Source organism: Chitinophagales bacterium (assembly GCA_019694975.1).
Lineage (GTDB): Bacteria > Bacteroidota > Bacteroidia > Chitinophagales > UBA10324 > JACCZZ01.
Genome location: JAIBAY010000001.1, coordinates 847736 through 866113 on the forward strand (window position 1 = coordinate 847736; position 18378 = coordinate 866113).

The window sequence follows — 18378 nt, forward strand, 5'->3', positions numbered from 1 at the left end:
ATATGGTTAGCAATCTAACTAAATGGTTTTTAATTGTCTCCATGTTGCCTTTCAATATTGCCTGCAAGAGTAAAATTAGGGCAAATCAAGAGTCTATTGAAGATAGTGTGAAAGTGAATACGCTACGAATCCGACAAGAAAAAACGGTTAGTCCAAAATCCTGGAATTGTTTTGATTTGCAATATGATAAGATTTGTTGTCCAAATTACTGGCAACCTGTAAAGCAAAACAAATGCTTATTCTTCACGCAGCTTCTTGATTCAAATGAAAATTCCTTTTTTTTGGTTTTAAGACTTGATACAATGATGTACAACCTAACTCTTGACAATTATCTCCGCCAAGTTAATGTTCAGCTAAACGAAGATTCAGTTGAAATATTCAAGGAGTATAACGTTAGTAAATTATTATTTGATGATAAAAAGGCATACTATGGGGAGTTTACTACTTCAATTGCAGACACTTTATATTTATCTTTTGCGATGTATACAGAAGTGCATGGTATGATTTATGATTTTACGCTAAAGATACCAATTATAGAGAAACAGGTTTATCGTGAAATCTTTCAGGATATCCTATATAACTATCAAGCTAATGGTAATTATATTTTTAGCAAGTCTGATGAATTAGTCTCTATAGAGGAAATTGATATGGCGACATTCTAGTGCTTATTTAGCGGGTACAGCGATTACATATTATACCTGGTTTGATACCTTTTTCTTAAAACTCGGCCAGGCCGGCAATCCTGAGATAGAGTAATGAAATTAAATCATCCTATAACCCGCTAAAAAACAATTTCAAGATTCCGCAATGAAAATTGAATCCAAGAGTATTGGTTATCTAATTATCGGAGTATATCAGATATTATGTGCTTTCTGGGAAAAATACGTACTGACGACAGCTTCTTCATTACTAAACATCCTGCTGTTTATTTGTAGAAGCTAAAATTTAATCTGACAGTCAGGGATTAATTTAGAGTTGAGTTAAAACAATTCATTAACCCCAAAACCGATAGATTAAATGATAGCTAATACTCTTCCAGACAGCTGAAGGTTACCAGTTCTCTGTTTTGGGGTTGTACATATTGCATATCTCAACGATCCATAGTCACTTGATTCTGGCGGCATCTATTTCGATATCTTTATAAACGCATTTTTTAACATGCTGGTCAATTGGTTTTTTTTCAGACTGCCGTTCGCTGCTGTGCTATGACGACGTGCTAACATCAAACTGACTGCATAAAAGAAACAAGAAATGGAGATTGATTTTCAGAAATTAATGTCGGGTAAGTCTGACGAAGGGCTGCAAGAATACCTTGACAACCGTTCAAAGTTTACACCCGACGCGGTTGAAGCTGCCATTGCAGAGTTCAGAAAAGAGGGCGAACGTTTTCTGAAGAAGAACTAAATACAATCAGGCAAGAACTGCAACAACGAAGGACTGAAGCAGAAAAAAACCTGAAAGTGATGATAAAACAGGGAAAGTGCATTACTGGTGGGGACTGCTTGGTTTAATCCTACTCCTGGGAGCTATAGTTGGTGTTGTTTTAATCCTTCTCGGCATCTTCCGTTTTGGGAACAAAACACTTGTATATATCGGAACAGCTTGCATTTTATTTACAGTTGGTCTTTATTCTTACTTGTTTTATGTTGGGAATAATAGTGATGCAGTTGCGACAGGTTTTGCAACAATTGCACAAATGCAGGTAAATGATTTAATTAAAGATATCGAGTTTTATAAAATTCAACATGGAGTTTATCCGAATAAGTTAGAAGACCTCCAGGAAGATGATAAACTGGTTTCAATCGTTGACCCGATACTTTAAAATCATTCAACGAAAGGAAATTTAAATTATCGTTATAAAAAAGTTAGAGATAGATACAAACTTTATTCAGTAGGAGTTGATTTAATTGATAATATAGCAGACGACATTTATCCTTTTCTTACAATTTCAGATACTACAAAAATTGGTTTTATAAGTAAGCAATGATAGAGAAGCACATGCCGCTAACATAAAGATGCTTTGTAAGCCCCTCACCAGGCCATCACGAAGTTATTCGTTTTATATGTCGTTTTTTTCAATTCATCTTTGTCGTTATTAAGCGTGTTCAAAGCTTGGAAACGATGCCTGCCTTGCCGGCTCTGCCCGTTTTCCATATTTGAATTCCATTTTCTTTTTAGGACCATCGCTCAGGCTGCTATAGGTAGTTCCCGGTTCCGTGGCCGTGACTCAGCCCGACAACAAAAGGCGCCCGGTCCGCCCATACAATAAAATTCCAATGCTGCGTTTAAGTAATTCCAAACCCAAGTTATGAGGACAACAACCATCGTAACACTCAGCATTGCTTTAACAACTGCTTTTTCATCCTGTAAGAAGGACATAACAGATCCGCCAGCCTCAACAACCTACCCCAACTTTTCACAGCTGAAAGCGGGTAATTATTGGATCTATGAACGGTTTGATGTCGACAGCGCCGGAAACGCCACTGCTACGGGTATTACCGACAGTTGCTATGTGGAGAAGGACACGATGATCAATAACACACGCTATTTTAAAGTCATTCGGCCTGCTATAGCCGGCACCATCTATAACGATAAATTTGTCCGTGATTCACTTCACTATATTGTAAACCATTTAGGACAGATCCTCTTTTCTTCACAGAACTTTACGGATACTTTCTACCACTATTTTATCACCGCCGGCCCGGCAGACACCGTATGTGCCGTGGTAGTAAAGATGGCAGATAAAAACTATCTGCTCAATACACCGGCCGGACCATTTCAAACACAGAGTTTCAAACAATCTTTCGCCATGTATCCAAAATGGTCATCACAAGGCAACCCAAGAAATGTTGATACCCGTTATGCGGAAAATGTCGGCATCGTATCTGAAACATTTCCGTTCTATGCGAGCAATCCAAATTATATCGAAAGACGACTGGTGAGATATAAAGTGGACTGATGATCACCTGCCAGGGTCAGTTTCAGCTGATGGATCAACGCAGCGGCTGACAGCGATGGAACATACGGCGCGCCGACTAACTACTCTTCAAATTTTGCAGATATTTGTATTGCGGTATTTCGCAGCATGCGCCGGACTGAAAAGCCCGACAAGGCATAATGCCGTAAAGCATTTCGTGCAGGCGCCTGACAGCAGCGCCATTACACATTTCTCTAAGGAACCAACAAACATTCTTCCACCGAAATGAACCTGAAAGACGAAACAGATGTAAACATTTTGTTGCAGAATAACACACCGCTGGACGACTTTTTGGGGTTGAGTCCGACAGATATTCACCATCTGCTGTACAACACCTTCTCGGACAACTCCCCTGTTCATCTCCGTTCAGACATTGACCATACCACCCTGGACCGCATACCATTTTTCAGGATTGCTGAGGCCTTTTTAAAAATCCTGCAACGTGACAAGTTCATCAAGCTGACACCACTTGGCGCGTTACCCAGGAAACCGATGGTTGAACTTTATGCTCACGGTTTTCTGCCTGACGAGCATATCGAGAGTGGCGTTGTAAAACTCTGGAAGCAACAGGACTGCATTTCCATCCAGACCGCCAGGTTCGTTTGTGAGATTGCACGGCTTGTGAAGAAATCAAACGGTAAGCTTTCACTGACTAAAAACGGAGCAACACTTTTACAGCCCGAAAACCGGCTGCAGCTTTTCAAGGAAATCCTCGCCGCCTTTACGATGGGTTTTAACTGGGACGCTAATGACCGTTATCCTCAGCAACCGGTCGGACAACTTGGCTGGGCTTTCTCAGTTTATATGCTGAACAAGTTTGGCAGTGAGGCCAGGCCTGTTCATTTTTATGCCGACAAATACCTGACTGCATTTCCCATGTTTATTACATTCTTCGACACTCAATCAGGCGCATCGCAACAACATTTCACCTTATGCTATTATATACGCACATTTAGCCGTTTTCTTCTTTGGTTTGGTTTCGTGACAGTAAAAAAAGAAAAAGCGTATTCGGATGCGGATACAAACAAATACACGGCTACCGATTTAGTACAACGGGTTTTTACTTTTGAATAAAAACACGGCATGACAAATATCTGCACGCCTTCGCATCTGCAATACACCGGTAGGCGAATTGGTGTATGGAGGTAAGTTGAAAAATACTGGAAGCAGTTAACCGATCATCCAAACAAACTATTCATAATGATGAAAAAAATAAAATTCACCATCAGCATACAGTCACCGGCAAAAAAAGTATTTGATAGGATGCTGGGCATCAGCAACAAATCCACCTATGAGCAATGGACGGCCATATTCAATCCGACATCTACCTACGAAGGAAACTGGAACAAGGGCAGTAAAATGTTATTCACAGGAACTGATGAGAAGGGAGAAAGAGGTGGAATGATTTCGGCAATAGCTGATAATATTCCGAACCAGTTTATTTCAATCCGCCATTACGGTCTTGTAAAAGCGAATGAAGAAATAACGGAAGGGCCGGAAGCAGAAAAATGGGCCAATGGATTTGAAAACTACACCTTCTCTGAATACAACGGAACAACCACCGTAACGGTTGAATTAGACACTTCACCGGATTTTTGGGATTATATGCAGGAGACCTACCCTAAGGCACTCGACAAACTGAAGGAAATATGTGAAACGTAAAATGTCATGCAATACTGACTATATCGAAAAACTGCCGCTGACAGGAGCTGTAGTTACTCTTCCTGAGCACCCACCGGCATGAATAAACAGTAATGTCTGTATATTCCTAATCATAAAAGGTTAAGGCACTCTATTAACAATTACCTATTAATGTGTATGCCGCATATCACATCATTTATGTATTAATGACCAGGAAATTGTTACAATATCATTACATCAAATGTGGTATTTTATTAATTTAATATTGGTACTACATTGGCCAAATGAAAAACACCTCCATCTGGCTGAGATACCTTAGCCTGTCAGGCATGCTGTGCTTAAATATTTTTCCTGCTGTGGCACAGTACGCTGAGATTGAATGGAATCTTTACTTCTATGAAAAGAACGTGAAGATGGCTGACTCGGAGCTGGTGGAAAATATATTAGTCACCACAGAGAGCAATAAAGAGTATATCTACATCGTAGGCAGAACTAATTCAACCACAAGCACACAGCAGTTTTGTAATACCGGCCTTGGGAATGGCGATGTTTTTCTGGGAAAGTTTGATGCCAAAGGGAAAACGGTCTGGATACGTTATCTCGGAGGTCCGGGACTTGATGAGGATACCCTCGTGGCCGACAAGTATGACTGGGGTTATGCACTCGCCTATGATAAAGCACCCAATGGTAAACCGAGAATTTATGTAGGCGGAACCACCTTAAAAAACAACAGTGTATTGAACTGCGGACAGGCATGTACGCAGGGTGTCTATCAGCCGGAGGCTGCAGATAGCTGGGATGGCTTTGTGGCAAAATATGATGGCAACGGCAACCTGCTGCGCTGGACATATCTCGGTGGCGGTGAAGCCGGCAGAACGGATACTGATGAAGTACTCTCACTCGACGTGTATGATCACAAGGTGTTTGTATCCGGCTATGCCGAAGGTCCGCACAGCACATTGCTTCAAAAAGAGAAAGTCAGCAAGGTTTATGACAGCACCTATAATGGTGGTGGCGATGCATTTATCGCTGTTTTCGACACCTGCCTGTCCTCTATGAGTTTCTTCACCTACTATAATGCATCTGCAAACCCGGCTGATACAGCACAGGATCCTGATGCGCAGGATAGAATACATGGAATGAAAATCGGTAAAGACGGATCTGTTTATCTGAACGGCACGACTAACAGTGATGCGGGCATTTCTACCAATCCGGCTAATGCCCGAGGCGGTAACCTGGATCAGTTTGTCGCCCGGTGGATACCAGATGAAACACTTGGATATAAACCACTCTGGAGTATATATCAGGGAGGGAGCAACAGGGAACGTGGCAGAATGCTGGCACTCGATGCCGATGATAATGTTTTTGTGACCGGACTGACTTATAGTGACAGCACTACGTTCCCAACAATTGGAAATGTTATTCAAAAAAATAATGCCGGAGATCCCGATGCTTTTATCACAAAGATTGATAACGCAGGCAATATAAAGTGGAGAACCTACTTTGGAGGATATGGCAGTGACATCTCCAATGGTATACAGACAAGAAGATCGGCGGACGGGCTCCATCAGTATGTGGCTATTGCAGGACTAACTAAAAATTGCGACCTGTTTACATCGAAGCAATATGCGCCGCTTCCTGTTACCGCTTTAAACGGAGCATCCACGGAAGCATGTAACCCGTTGGATACTGCTAACCAAAAAAACGATGCTTTTGTAGTGCTCGTCACGGATCCTGATTACGGAACGGATACGGTAATGCGCATCAGCTTCGGAACATATGCCGGAGGATCAAAGGGCGAGACCTATGGCCCTTCCACAGAATTTACCGGCTACGGGCCAACGGTGGCTTTTGCCAAAAACGGGAATATGTACCTGACTTTTTCATCAGCCAGTAAAGATATCGGTGATGCCAATCATGGCAATGCCGGGAAAATAAAAAGCAAGTTTCATGGTGAGTATGATGCCGTCGTGCAGAAGTATCCATTGAATGCCATCATGAAGGAAATGCAGGGTAATGATTTGGATGCGCCCGGAGACATTGCCACAAAGCCTTTGATGGAAGTGTACCCGATGCCATTTGATCAGGGCTTTACCGTTAAACTGCAGGAAGAAGTTGCGGGAGTTGCAGATTGGAAACTCTTTAGTGTTACCGGTGAATGCATGGGAAACATCGTGCCTCATAAGGATGATGCCCTTCACGTTAGTTATGACTGTGCACCGTTGCGCAGCGGCGTTTATATCCTCCGCTATGCCGACAGCAAAAAAGTAATCATCACAAAACTAATAAAGCAATAAATGTCAGATCAATGATCACCGGTACCGGGAGCGGTGTATTATAAATGGGCATCCTTATTTCACTTACTAAGTCAAGCCACATAATTTTTAACCTTTAAAAAAAAGCACCATGAAGAAATCAATTGCCATCTCTACTTTGCTTACGGCAGTAATTCTAATGTTTTCTACTGCATTGATCTCTGTTCCGAAGAAACCACCTATTGCTGTCACCGGCGCACCGGGAGAAGGCACGTGCTCAGATTGTCATTCCGGAGCAGGACTTAATATGGGCCCTGGTTTTGTGACGCTGGCATTCAGCGGCTCCAATAATGAATATAAGCTGAATAAGAACTATGTAATCACCGTCAGCGTCTTTGATACCACTAAATCAAGATTTGGCTTTGAAACGGTATCGCTGGATATAAATAATGTGCAGGCGGGCAAGCCGGTTGAAACCGATCACGATCACACCACACGCCGCACAGATGATGCCACCGGAAGAATTTACATGAGTAACTACACCGGTACAGCACTTAATGTGTGGACCTATAAATGGAAGTCACCTGCCACCAATATCGGCAATGTTATTTTTTATGCATCAGGTAATGCTGCAGACTGGAATGACAATCTGGAAGGAGATAACATCTACACCACAACCATGCAAGTGAAGCCGAAAGGCGGAATAAGTGAAGATATGGACAGCGAGCAGGCAACAGCCTTGAAAACTGAATTATCAATATACCCAAATCCTGTTACATCCGGATATTTCAATGCCGCTTATAATTTGTCATCGGACAAAATGATCACGATTGATCTGTATAGTCTTAGCGGTGAACACCTCCAAACTCTTTACCGGGCATATAAAGAAGCGGGAAATCATGATCAGACAGTACACCTGATGAAGCCGGTACCTGCCGGCCTTTACCTGGTAGGGCTCACCGCAGGCAGTGAACGAACTTTTCACAAGGTTGTATTCGGACTTTGATTCTCTGCAACCTGATTTGAAACGCTAAATCCTTTGTTAAGCGATGGACTTTTTAATAATCAATAGTTATGCAGGGTGGCACCGTACAGCAACAGACCATGTGAATATCACATTTTCACAGCATGCGGGGCAGGTGGCTGCCGTGCAACCACTCAGGCAAGGTTCAGTACATGTTTTTGAGTTAACCGGCAACAGCAGCAACACGGTTGTAATGCAGCAGTACCCTGCGAACGTTTACTTAAATAAGTCCGCACTTCCGGAAAAAATTGTTTCCTCTATTTTTTTGTGCATTCATGAAACCGCACTTCCTGGTCACCGCGCAACCCAAAAGTTTATGTATCGTCTCTCCGTAAAGCATCAGCCATAAACCAATATTATAAGCTCTAAATATTCATCGTGCCGGAAAGGAAACCGTAGCAATGCCCGGATATCATTTACCCGCAATCAAAATGAAAACGCCATAACACCTTAGTATAGCTGATGAAATCGTTTCTATGCACTTTAATGATGCTCATCGTAACCACCACCTTTTGCAAGGCCGTGGTTACCGGCCTTTCCGGGTTTTACCGTAACGGCCAGGTTTTTCTTACCTGGAATAAGATAAGCGGCAGTTCAATTTATTATAAAGTCTATCGCTCCCCGGAACCTATATCAGCTACTACCCTCCTGAATGAGTGTGAGTACCTTGGCAAAACTGATTCAAAGTCGGCCAAAGACTTTGATTTATCCTACCACGACGGAGCAGATGTTTATTTCCGGATAGACTCTGCCGGTCCTCGCCTTTCTTCCACCACCTCCCTTTTTGTGGCCACTACGCTTTTCGACGGAACCTACTACTACGCTGTAACAACGGAAACGAATGGCATAGAAGACAAAACGATGCTGCCGGGCAGCAATACGCTGATCAATCCTTTGACTGAAACGGTCTTGACACCACAACCTGTGTTCCAGGAACAACGGTCTGCAGATGGAATTCCGTATGACATCTATGCCTGTTTTTTAAGCACAAAGATTTCTGCTGATAAAAGCGTTTTGAAGCAAACAGGATTTTTCGGTTCAGATTTCGCAGTGCTCAGAAACACCACCGCGGGGTTGCATCCATTAAGAATGAAGTTTCATGGTGGCGGAGTTGACTTTCTGAGCGGGATAACCTCCCCGCAACAAGGCGAGTTAATATTAAGCTGTGAAGACAATTTTCCCAGCGGCGAAACATCCGCCTGGTGGGGAACCAATGAGAATTTTGATATCTACAATGCAAAGAACAATGTAACCCCGCCTGTTTCAGGCATCAACTATAGCTTCACATTAAGACGATTATCCGCAATTATCGACTGGGCCATCGCACACCTGCCGGTTGATACCAACCGGATTTACATGGATGGCGTTTCATTTGGCGCACCGGGTGCTTATTTCTATACCATCACCTATCCTGAGAAAATCGCCGCCAGCAAAATAACCGTGGGTGTCTTCGACTTCTCATTTCAGAATGACTATCAGTCAAGCTGTTCGCTCAATCCGGGCAAGAAAAACAGGAAATCCGGCAATAGCCGTTTTGGAACAGTAAGCAGTAACCTGATGTCTGATTTTGGTTATCCAACTTATAATATGTTGAATGGCGGATGGATGATTCATCAGTTCAAAACCAAATCCTATCCGGTTATGTACTGCATCAATGGCAAGCGCGATGACCTGATGGGCTGGTCGGAGAAGCCTGTTTACTACGACTCCATTAATGCAAACCAAATTGGTGGCTACTATTTCTGGGACAACCGCGACCACGGCGGAAATGGCAAGACCTGGGAGACCAACAACTTCGATTTTTATCGTTACAGAAGAGATTTATCCTTTCCGGCATTTTCCGATTGCAGCCTGAACGAAGACTATGGTACGGGGAACGGCGCTGTCGGCCCGGAGTATGGCAGCGTGAACGGATCGCTGGATTGGGAAAATGAGATCTATGAAGATAGTGCCAACTGGGCATCAAAGATCTTTGTTCGCAATATTGTGAAAGCCAACGGAAGTTATGAGGTCTATCCTGATTCATGCACGGTAACCATAACACCCCGAAGGCTTCAGCATTTTAATATATCAGGCCCCGCGCCGGTTAACTGGGCGGTAATACATAATCACCAGCTTATCCAATCAGGCACGGCCTTGCCTGTTGACGGGATGGTTACCATTCCGGGTATTAAAATTTTCAGGGATACCTCCACTGTACTACTGAATACCGGTCAGGTGCTCAATACTTTTTTTCTTGACAGGGATGGCGACGGCTTTGGCATTGCATCAGACATGACTGTTTCATTTATTGCACCACCTGGTTACAGCCCTTTATCCACCGACTGTAACGATACCGTCGCAGCCATTCATCCGGGAGCAGTGGAACTTTGCAATTACACTGACGATAATTGCGATGGCATGCTGGATAGCCTGCTCTACGGTGTTTTTTATGTAGATGCCGATGCTGATGGATTTGGAAATCCCCTGGATTCCATGTTTGCCTGTTTCGCAATACCAGGTTACACGCCGGATCATTCGGATTGTAACGACAATGCAGCTTCGATTAATCCAATGGCTGCTGAAATATGCAATAACACAGATGACAATTGTGATGGCCTGTTCACCGACCCGATGCTGACCTATTATATTGACACTGATCACGATGGATTCGGAAGTCTTTCAGATTCGCTCCTTTCCTGTGTAAAGCCGGAAGGTTATGTAATAAATCATTCAGATTGCAATGATCTGGATACGCTGACCAATCCTGCTGCAACAGAAATCTGTAATGGAATGGATGATGATTGCAATGGCGTCTACGACGAAGTGCCTACGATTTACTACCTGGATAACGACAGTGACAGCTTCGCAGGAACACCGGTAATAATTGCCACTTGTAACCTGCCTAACGGTTATGCCACCATACAGGAAGACTGTGACGATGAACAACCATTGGTATTTCCCGGCGCTATTGACCTATGCAATGGTATCGATGACAATTGCAATGCTGTTGTTGATGAAAATCAGCTTTACCCGGTTGTGGGCGTATCCGGAAATACAGAAATATGCTTCTACGATACATTGTTGCTGGCAGCATGGCCTGATACTGCGGGATTGCTGTTTCAATGGATGATAAATAATGCACTCATTGATGGTGCAACCGGCAGTCAGTATCACTGTACGGTAACAGGTGATTATGCTGTAACCATTTCAAATAGTATTTGCGATGCAACTTCCCCTACGCAAACGGTAACCGTTCATGCGCCACCGCTTGTATCTGTTACACCGGCTGATACGATTAACCTGTGCAAAGGAACTACCCTGGTGCTTTCTGCAAACACCGGTACAGGCCTCACTTATCAATGGTACAAAAACAATTTGCCCATACCCGGCAAGGTAAAAGCAACCTATACAGTTCCAAAGAATGAAGGAGGAAGCTTTAGCGCATCGGTTACTGATACCTATGGATGCAGGGATACTTCAGCTGCAACCGTCGTCAATAAAATCAATAAACCTGCTTCCAGTATCACGGTATCTGGAGATCCGGATCTCTGCCACTCCGGTTCAGTAGTATTGCAAGCCAACAGTAAACCCGGTTATAGCTATAAATGGTTTAAAGACGAGGTAAAAATTACTAATGAACCCAATCCAACTTATACTGCGTCCAGTGCCGGTTCTTATACAGTGAAAGTTACTGAAAATATCGGGGGTTGTAATAAAACCTCTGCGCCTGTGCTTTTGTTTTCTTCGTGCAAATTACTTGATAGTGTGCCACCTGATCATCCAACCACTGTAATTGAAATTTTTCCTAATCCTACCTCCGGGCTATTTCAACTGAAAACAGACAATGTGCAAACCGATGCTGCCGGCTTACTGGAGATAATGACATTATACGGAACTACAGTATACAGCGAAAACTTAGCTTTTATTCCGGGTTCCAATGTACACCGGGTAAAACTTCCTGCTACCTGCACCACAGGTGTATACTTTCTTCAACTGACTATTGGCATGGAAAAATTCAGGTTGCCGCTGACCATGCTGGAGTAAATATTTCATCCATATTAAGTCCAAACATTTTCCAACTTTCCGTATATCGAAACATGCGCCCCTGCTGATTGATTAAATTGATAATCCAACATGCACAGATCCCGAAATAAATCCGGGATGACGTTGATGAGGCCGCATTCGTTAGACAAAGCAATGCAAACTCGCTGCACTGTGATGCGTAAAAACCAGGTGTCTTAAACTACAATGGTAAATCAGTCCGGCTTTTCCTGGGCGCAGTAAGTCCAACCCTTTACCACTTCCACTGCAAACAGCTATATTCACCTGACATTACTGCCTATGACACCGGTTTCCATAACGCATGCAGGCATTACCCTGCGCTACTATAAAGAAGGCGATGGATTTCCATTGGTGTTCATTCATGGCTTTTGTGAAGACCATACTGTCTGGACGGATTTTGTGGAACCGTTTACTGCACGCTACACCTTACTGCTGCCCGACCTGCCGGGCTTCGGACATTCTGGCCTGCCGCCGCATGGCCTCACCATGGATTTTTATGCCGATTGTATCATGGCGATGCTGGCTGCCGAAAAGTTGAGCAGGTTCGCTATTGTTGGTCACAGCATGGGTGGCTATGTGACCATGAACATCGCCGAACGATTCCCGCAGCAACTGGCGGGCTTTGGCTTGTTTCACTCGTTCGCCTCAGCAGATGATGCAGCAAAAAAGAAGGATCGCGAACGTGTGGCCGACTTTGTGACGGTGAACGGCAGCGCGCTGTTTGTGCGTGAGTTGTTTAAAGTGCTGTTCGGGCAGCGCTTCGTCAAAGATCATCAGCATACGATTGATGTCCTGGTAAAACATGCGGAAGCAACGTCATCCGCCAGGGGAGTGGCATATGCTGCATTGGCCATGCGCGACCGGCGCGATACCACAGCCGTGCTGAAAAAAACGAAGGTGCCTGTTTTGTTTATTATCGGGAAGGAAGACAAAGCCATCCCCGTCGAGAAATCGCTGCAGCAGTCGCACCTGCCGGCTCACTCCGTGATCAGTGTGCTTAAAAACACGGGCCACATGGGCATGGTGGAAACACCCGCCGACTGCAGGCTGGCCCTGCATGAATGGTTGTCACTTATTGCCTGAAGGCGAAGCCTTTGCTTCCCTGATCTTCACGAGCAGCGCTTTGGTTTCATCAACATTCTTATCATCATCTTCTCCGGCTTGTATCGCTTTCATTGCATACTTCTCTGCATCTTCCAGCCGGTTGCCTTTATACAACAATGCAGCATATGTATCGAGCACCTCATACGATCTGATCTTTGCGGCCCTTGCATCCAGCCATCCTATCGCCTGCCTGATCACTGCGGGATCATCGCATTTTTCATAGATCGGCCAGCAGAACTGATTGAGGTATTCCACATCAATCGTGGGATCACGCTGCAGCTCCGCATCAATGGCATCTGCATATTGCTTCCATTGCCCCATACTCCTGTAAAAATTGATCTGCCAGCCGGGCAGAAACGCTGAAGACTGCTCAGGAATATATTTCATCACCATGGCAGTGGCCATATTGAATTCCTTCTCGTCCCTGCTTTTCATGGCATTGCCTACGTGCTTATATGCCACTTTCTTCACTGCATCCGCCGCTTCATCATTGTACAGCGACTGCAGCTTCGTGAAGTTGTCGAGCAGGAACTGTTCATACTTGCCCGGGAAGGAATAGATGTACATGACGGCCCAGTTCACCTCGGAGAATTTATCCTTCTGCCCATCGAGGTATTGCACCACCTCATCGGCCGGATGACGAACCGGCGTTACACCGTCCACTTTAAACACATCTTTGTATATGGCTGGAAAACCGGGGTCAAGCACCTTCGAGTCGAAAGCATACACCTGTTGTGCCTTAATAGTGAGTGCCTGTTGTAATGGCTTCAAGAATTCCTGCTGATCTGAAGTATAACCAAGACTTCTCATAACGAGCGCGCCCTGCGGATTGAAAAACAACAATGTGGGATAACTCATAACCTTAAACTTCATGGCAATGGCTGCTGTAGGCGACTTCTCACAATCGGCTTTGAAAGCAATGAAATTCGCATTCACCAACTCCGCCACCTTTGTATTGTTGCGAAACATTTCAGCATCCATTCGCTTGCAGGGACCACACCAGTCGGTGAAAGCATCCACCATGATGAATTTATTTTCCGACTTTGCCTTTTGCTGCGCCTCTTCCCAGGTGCCGCTGAAAAAATTTACGTTTTGCGCGAAGGCAGTGGTGGCAACACAGAAGATGAGTATGGAAATGAAACTTCTTTTCATGGTATTGAATTTTCCGCAAGTTAATAATTTGATACGATGCGGGTAGGGAGCAAGTAAACCCTGTGGTACCCTGATGGATGCATTCCATCACATTGTGTTCCCGGCTGTCAGATGAAGCGATGCTTTCCATCGTTTTATTGAACTGCTTAGGTTGCAGATAGGGTGAAATGAGCGGCTGGCATCGCTACTCTTCGAACCTGCGCAGACCTGAAAAACTTCACGTATCTTCCACGCAGCATTAATCTTGAGCAGCAGGCATGACCTGAACGATTTAGTGAAAACACCAATGACGCATGTGATAAATTTTGCCCTGCTTTTTGAGCAAAGAAGCCAAAGCATGATGCGTAAATCAAACAGCCAAAACAGGATTTTACTTTAATGTTCATCGTACCAGCTCAATATTCAAAAACAGCTTGTAACAAAATTCCCTAGTCGTCCTATTCAGCTTCCCTAAAACAAACTCCCATGTTCATCGTCATACTTGCCATCATAGGAATAATTGCCGGTTTCATCCTGCAAGCCAATGAACGCACCCGTACCGCTTCGCGGATAGTAAAAGTGATTGCCGTTGTGATGCTGGCCACGGGCCTTGCCTTTTCCTGCATTGTGCAGATTGAAGCAGGCGAAGTCGGCGTTCCCACCTTGTTTGGTAAAGTCAGCGGCCGTATTCTCAGCAGTGGTTTAAATTTCGTCAATCCGTTTGTGGTGGTGAAGAAGTTCGATATCCGCACGCAGAATTATACCATGGCCGGCGCTTATGATGAAGGCGACCGCGTGGGAGAAGATGCGATGCGTGTGCTGACATCTGACGGGCTGGAGTTAGTGCTCGATGTTTCCGTGTTGTATCGCGTGATACCGTCGGAAACGCCCAAAATCCTTACGACGATAGGAGAAAGCTATGAAGATGTAATTGTGCGGCCGATTGCACGCACCAAAATCCGCGATAATGCGACAGGCTACACGGCGATTGATCTTTACTCGTTCAAACGTGAAGAGTTTCAGCAGAAAGTTTTTACCAGCATAGAAAAAGAATTCAGGACGCGCGGTATGGAACTGGAACAGCTGCTCGTGCGTAACATCACGCTTCCCGAATCGGTGAAAACATCTATTGAGTCAAAAATACAGGCAGAGCAGGAAGCGCAAAAGATGGAATTCGTACTGCAGAAAGAAAAACAGGAAGCGGAACGCAAGCGCGTGGAAGCTCAAGGTATCGCTGACTATCAGCGTATCGTGAGCCAGACCTTAACGAACAATCAGTTGCAATATGAAATGATTAAGGCGTATAAAGAACTTGCGCTTTCAGGTAACAGCAAAGTCCTGATCATGGGTGATATGAAAGGTGGCGTTCCCATTATCCTGGGCGACAAATAACGGAGGCTGCTCACCACTTCGTATAAGCGGATCATGATTTTACCGCATTAATAAAAGAATGCAAGGCAGTGGCAATTAATATTGCTCGGTATCCATTGCTGATTAGACGGGAAACAACTTTGGTCGCTTGCAAAATCGTGGCTGGAAAATTGATGTGTCACGGAACTTACATCAGCATGAGTCCGCTGTCTTTTTTGTCCTATTTTTGCCGCTACATTGTTGATATCAATTAAATGGAGATGAAAGGCTACTCGCCGGAACAACTGGCGAAAATTGTAAAAGGGAAGCTCATACAGAAAGCAGCTGATAACAATGTTGAACATATTGTGCTGGACAGCCGGAAGGTCAGCTATTCCACGCATGCTGTTTTTTTTGCGCTGAAAGGCGTACGCAGAGACGGTCATCATTACATCGCAGAGCTTTATCAGAAAGGTGTCCGCAATTTTATTGTGAGCGACGTGCCGGAAGAAGGCGCGTTTGACGAAGCAAATATTATCAAGGTAAAGGATACGGTGCAGGCACTGCAACTGCTGGCCGCGAACCACCGGAGCAGGTTTGCCATACCCGTGATTGGTGTCACCGGCAGTAACGGAAAAACCATTGTGAAAGAATGGCTCTACCAGCTGATGCAGCCTGACTATAACATCATCCGCAGCCCGAAAAGCTACAATTCACAGATTGGTGTGCCGCTGTCGGTATGGCAAATGAATGAGATGCATCAGCTCGCCATCTTCGAAGCCGGCATTTCACAACCGGATGAAATGCAGAACCTGCAGAAGATCATTCAGCCCACCATCGGCATCTTCACTAATATCGGGAAAGCACACGGTGAAGGATTCCTGAACATACGGCAGAAGATCAATGAGAAGCTCAAACTCTTCATTCATGCCGATATCATCATTTTTTGCCGCGACTATCTCGACATCAATGAATGCCTGATGACGGCCAAGGCGCAGATGAAAAAAGCAGATCCTGATTTTGAAGGACTGAAAACATTTTCATGGTCAAAGAACAACCTCGATGCCGATGTGCAGGTGAAGAGTATCGTGAAAAACAGCGGCCTCACCCACCTGGTGCTGGAAGAAAAAGGAGAGCAGTTCTCCTTTTCCATTCCGTTTATGGATGACGCCTCCATTGAAAATGCCATTCATTGCTGGATGCTGATGCATTATCTCGGCGTGGCGCCTGCCATCACTGCCCACCGGATGCTCGACCTCAACCGCGTGGCAATGCGGCTGGAGATGAATGATGCCATCAACAACTGTTCACTGATCAACGACAGCTATAACTCTGATCTGAATTCACTGGCCATCGCACTCGATTTCCTCGATCAGCAAAAACAGCATGAGAAAAAGACGCTGATACTTTCCGATATCCTGGAAAGCGGTGTGGCAGACGAAAAACTTTACCGCGATGTGAGCCAGCTGGTTTCATCGAAAGGAGTCGACCGCCTGATCGGCATCGGCGAAAATATCTCGAGACAGCAGGCACTCTTCACAGGCAACCCGCGGCTCACCGCTTCCTTCTATCCTTCCACAGAAGATTTTCTTCATGTGTTTTCAGGTGATCAGTTTGCCGATGAGACGATCCTGCTCAAGGGCGCGCGTCCTTTTGCATTTGAACGGATCGGCAAGCGGCTCGAACAAAAGGCTCATGAGACCATCCTGGAAATCGACCTGAATGCACTGCTGCATAACCTCTCCGTATTCCAGGGATTGCTGAAGCCGGAAACGAAAATTATGGTGATGGTGAAAGCATTTTCCTACGGCAGCGGCAGCTTTGAAGTGGCCAATGCGCTGCAGTTTCATAAATCCGATTACCTCGCCGTTGCTTATGCCGATGAAGGCGTTGAATTGCGGAAGGCCGGCATCACGATGCCTGTGATGGTAATGAACCCGGAGCAGAAAAGCTTTGATGCAATCATTCAGTATCAGCTGGAGCCAGAACTATACAGCATCAGGTTGTTAAAACAGTTTATTCATGCCGTTTCCCTGGTGCCGGAAAAAGTGAAGGATGGTTATCCCGTGCACCTTGAACTTGAGACCGGACTGAACCGGCTTGGCCTGCATGCAAATGACCTCGATGAGGTGTACAGGCTGCTGTCTGACGGTACGCAGCTGCGTGTCAAAACAGTTTTCACGCACCTGGCTGGCAGTGAAGATCCTTCGCTCGATGACTATTCACGCATGCAGATTCACCGGTTCAGTATGATGAGTGAATCCATCATCCGTCAGCTCCGTTACCCCGTGTGGCGGCATGTGCTGAACTCGGCAGGCATCTCCAGGTTTCCCGATGCTCAGTTTGAGATGGTGCGGTTAGGGATCGGACTGTATGGAATTGATGCTACAGAAAAAGTGCAGCAGCAGCTGAAGAATGTGAGCACGCTGAAGACAACCATTTCACAGATAAAAAAGATCTGCACCGGCGAAACGGTTGGATATGGCAGAATGGGTATCGCTGCCGGCGAGATGACGATTGCCACCGTCGGCATTGGTTATGCTGATGGCCTCGACAGAAGCCTGAGCCGCGGTGAAGGCAAGATGCTCGTACGCGGCAAGCTGGCACCGGTGATCGGCAATATCAATATGGACATGACCATGCTGGATATAAGCGGCATACCGGAAGCGGAAGAGGGCGATGAAGTGATCGTATTTGGCGAAGCACTGCCGGTGCAACAGCTTGCACAATGGGGAAAAACTATTCCTTACGAAGTGCTGAGCACTATTTCCAGGAGGGTGAAGCGCGTCTATTACCAGGAATAAGTGTGCGCATATTTTTCATACTATCCTGACGATGGCTGCGGAAAGATG

13 protein-coding genes are annotated in these 18378 nt (G+C 45.1%); 12 read left to right on the forward strand and 1 reads right to left on the reverse strand.

Annotated elements, in window-relative coordinates; genetic code table 11:
• Positions 1-2: 2 nt before the first annotated feature.
• The 10 genes from K1X61_03215 (at position 3) to K1X61_03260 (ending at position 13024) form a co-directional block, all read left to right on the forward strand.
• Complete coding sequence (locus K1X61_03215) at positions 3-662, forward strand: hypothetical protein (protein ID MBX7107637.1); 660 nt, start codon at positions 3-5, stop codon at positions 660-662.
• A 589-nt stretch (positions 663-1251) separates the two neighbouring features.
• Entirely contained in the window at positions 1252-1404 is a 153-nt protein-coding gene (locus K1X61_03220) for a hypothetical protein (protein ID MBX7107638.1), read from the forward strand.
• Between the two features lie 76 nt (positions 1405-1480).
• Positions 1481-1822 (forward strand): hypothetical protein, encoded by a 342-nt coding sequence (locus K1X61_03225; protein MBX7107639.1) that lies wholly within the window; start codon positions 1481-1483, stop codon positions 1820-1822.
• Between the two features lie 486 nt (positions 1823-2308).
• Complete coding sequence (locus K1X61_03230) at positions 2309-2959, forward strand: hypothetical protein (protein MBX7107640.1); 651 nt, start codon at positions 2309-2311, stop codon at positions 2957-2959.
• Positions 2960-3202: 243 nt separating this feature from the next.
• Positions 3203-4051 (forward strand): hypothetical protein, encoded by an 849-nt coding sequence (locus tag K1X61_03235; protein ID MBX7107641.1) that lies wholly within the window; start codon positions 3203-3205, stop codon positions 4049-4051.
• Between the two features lie 126 nt (positions 4052-4177).
• Positions 4178-4639 carry a hypothetical protein gene (locus K1X61_03240; GenBank protein MBX7107642.1) on the forward strand — a complete coding sequence of 154 codons (462 nt, stop codon included), beginning with the start codon at positions 4178-4180 and terminating at the stop codon, positions 4637-4639.
• Between the two features lie 263 nt (positions 4640-4902).
• Entirely contained in the window at positions 4903-6915 is a 2013-nt protein-coding gene (locus K1X61_03245; protein ID MBX7107643.1) for a T9SS type A sorting domain-containing protein, read from the forward strand.
• A 109-nt stretch (positions 6916-7024) separates the two neighbouring features.
• Entirely contained in the window at positions 7025-7879 is an 855-nt protein-coding gene (locus K1X61_03250) for a T9SS type A sorting domain-containing protein (protein MBX7107644.1), read from the forward strand.
• A gap of 480 nt (positions 7880-8359) precedes the next feature.
• Positions 8360-11923, forward strand: a complete 3564-nt coding sequence (locus K1X61_03255) for a hypothetical protein (GenBank protein ID MBX7107645.1) — start codon at positions 8360-8362, stop codon at positions 11921-11923.
• Positions 11924-12220: 297 nt separating this feature from the next.
• Positions 12221-13024, forward strand: coding sequence for an alpha/beta hydrolase (locus K1X61_03260; protein MBX7107646.1), 804 nt, complete (start codon positions 12221-12223; stop codon positions 13022-13024).
• Here K1X61_03260 and K1X61_03265 read toward each other — a convergent pair.
• Positions 13010-14197 (reverse strand): thioredoxin family protein, encoded by a 1188-nt coding sequence (locus tag K1X61_03265; protein ID MBX7107647.1) that lies wholly within the window; start codon positions 14195-14197, stop codon positions 13010-13012. The genes K1X61_03260 and K1X61_03265 overlap by 15 nt on opposite strands.
• Positions 14198-14662: 465 nt before the next feature.
• On the opposite strand from K1X61_03265, the gene K1X61_03270 reads away from it, so the two are divergent.
• On the forward strand, positions 14663-15568 hold the full coding sequence (locus K1X61_03270) for a prohibitin family protein (GenBank protein MBX7107648.1): 906 nt from the start codon (positions 14663-14665) through the stop codon (positions 15566-15568).
• Positions 15569-15801: 233 nt separating this feature from the next.
• The gene (locus K1X61_03275) at positions 15802-18330 is read left to right on the forward strand and encodes a bifunctional UDP-N-acetylmuramoyl-tripeptide:D-alanyl-D-alanine ligase/alanine racemase (GenBank protein ID MBX7107649.1); all 2529 of its coding nucleotides are present in this window, start codon (positions 15802-15804) and stop codon (positions 18328-18330) included.
• The last annotated feature ends 48 nt before the right edge of the window (positions 18331-18378 follow it).

Excerpts from the sequence above, each read along its gene's own strand:
- K1X61_03270 (MBX7107648.1), top strand. The coding sequence starts at position 14,663 with ATGTTCATCGTCATACTTGCCATCATAGGAATAATTGCCGGTTTCATC.
- K1X61_03215 (MBX7107637.1), top strand. The coding sequence starts at position 3 with ATGGTTAGCAATCTAACTAAATGGTTTTTAATTGTCTCCATGTTGCCT.
- K1X61_03235 (MBX7107641.1), top strand. The coding sequence starts at position 3,203 with ATGAACCTGAAAGACGAAACAGATGTAAACATTTTGTTGCAGAATAAC.
- K1X61_03245 (MBX7107643.1), top strand. The coding sequence starts at position 4,903 with ATGAAAAACACCTCCATCTGGCTGAGATACCTTAGCCTGTCAGGCATG.
- K1X61_03265 (MBX7107647.1), bottom strand. The coding sequence starts at position 14,197 with ATGAAAAGAAGTTTCATTTCCATACTCATCTTCTGTGTTGCCACCACT.
- K1X61_03255 (MBX7107645.1), top strand. The coding sequence starts at position 8,360 with ATGAAATCGTTTCTATGCACTTTAATGATGCTCATCGTAACCACCACC.
- K1X61_03275 (MBX7107649.1), top strand. The coding sequence starts at position 15,802 with ATGGAGATGAAAGGCTACTCGCCGGAACAACTGGCGAAAATTGTAAAA.
- K1X61_03220 (MBX7107638.1), top strand. The coding sequence starts at position 1,252 with ATGGAGATTGATTTTCAGAAATTAATGTCGGGTAAGTCTGACGAAGGG.
- K1X61_03250 (MBX7107644.1), top strand. The coding sequence starts at position 7,025 with ATGAAGAAATCAATTGCCATCTCTACTTTGCTTACGGCAGTAATTCTA.
- K1X61_03240 (MBX7107642.1), top strand. The coding sequence starts at position 4,178 with ATGATGAAAAAAATAAAATTCACCATCAGCATACAGTCACCGGCAAAA.
- K1X61_03230 (MBX7107640.1), top strand. The coding sequence starts at position 2,309 with ATGAGGACAACAACCATCGTAACACTCAGCATTGCTTTAACAACTGCT.
- K1X61_03260 (MBX7107646.1), top strand. The coding sequence starts at position 12,221 with ATGACACCGGTTTCCATAACGCATGCAGGCATTACCCTGCGCTACTAT.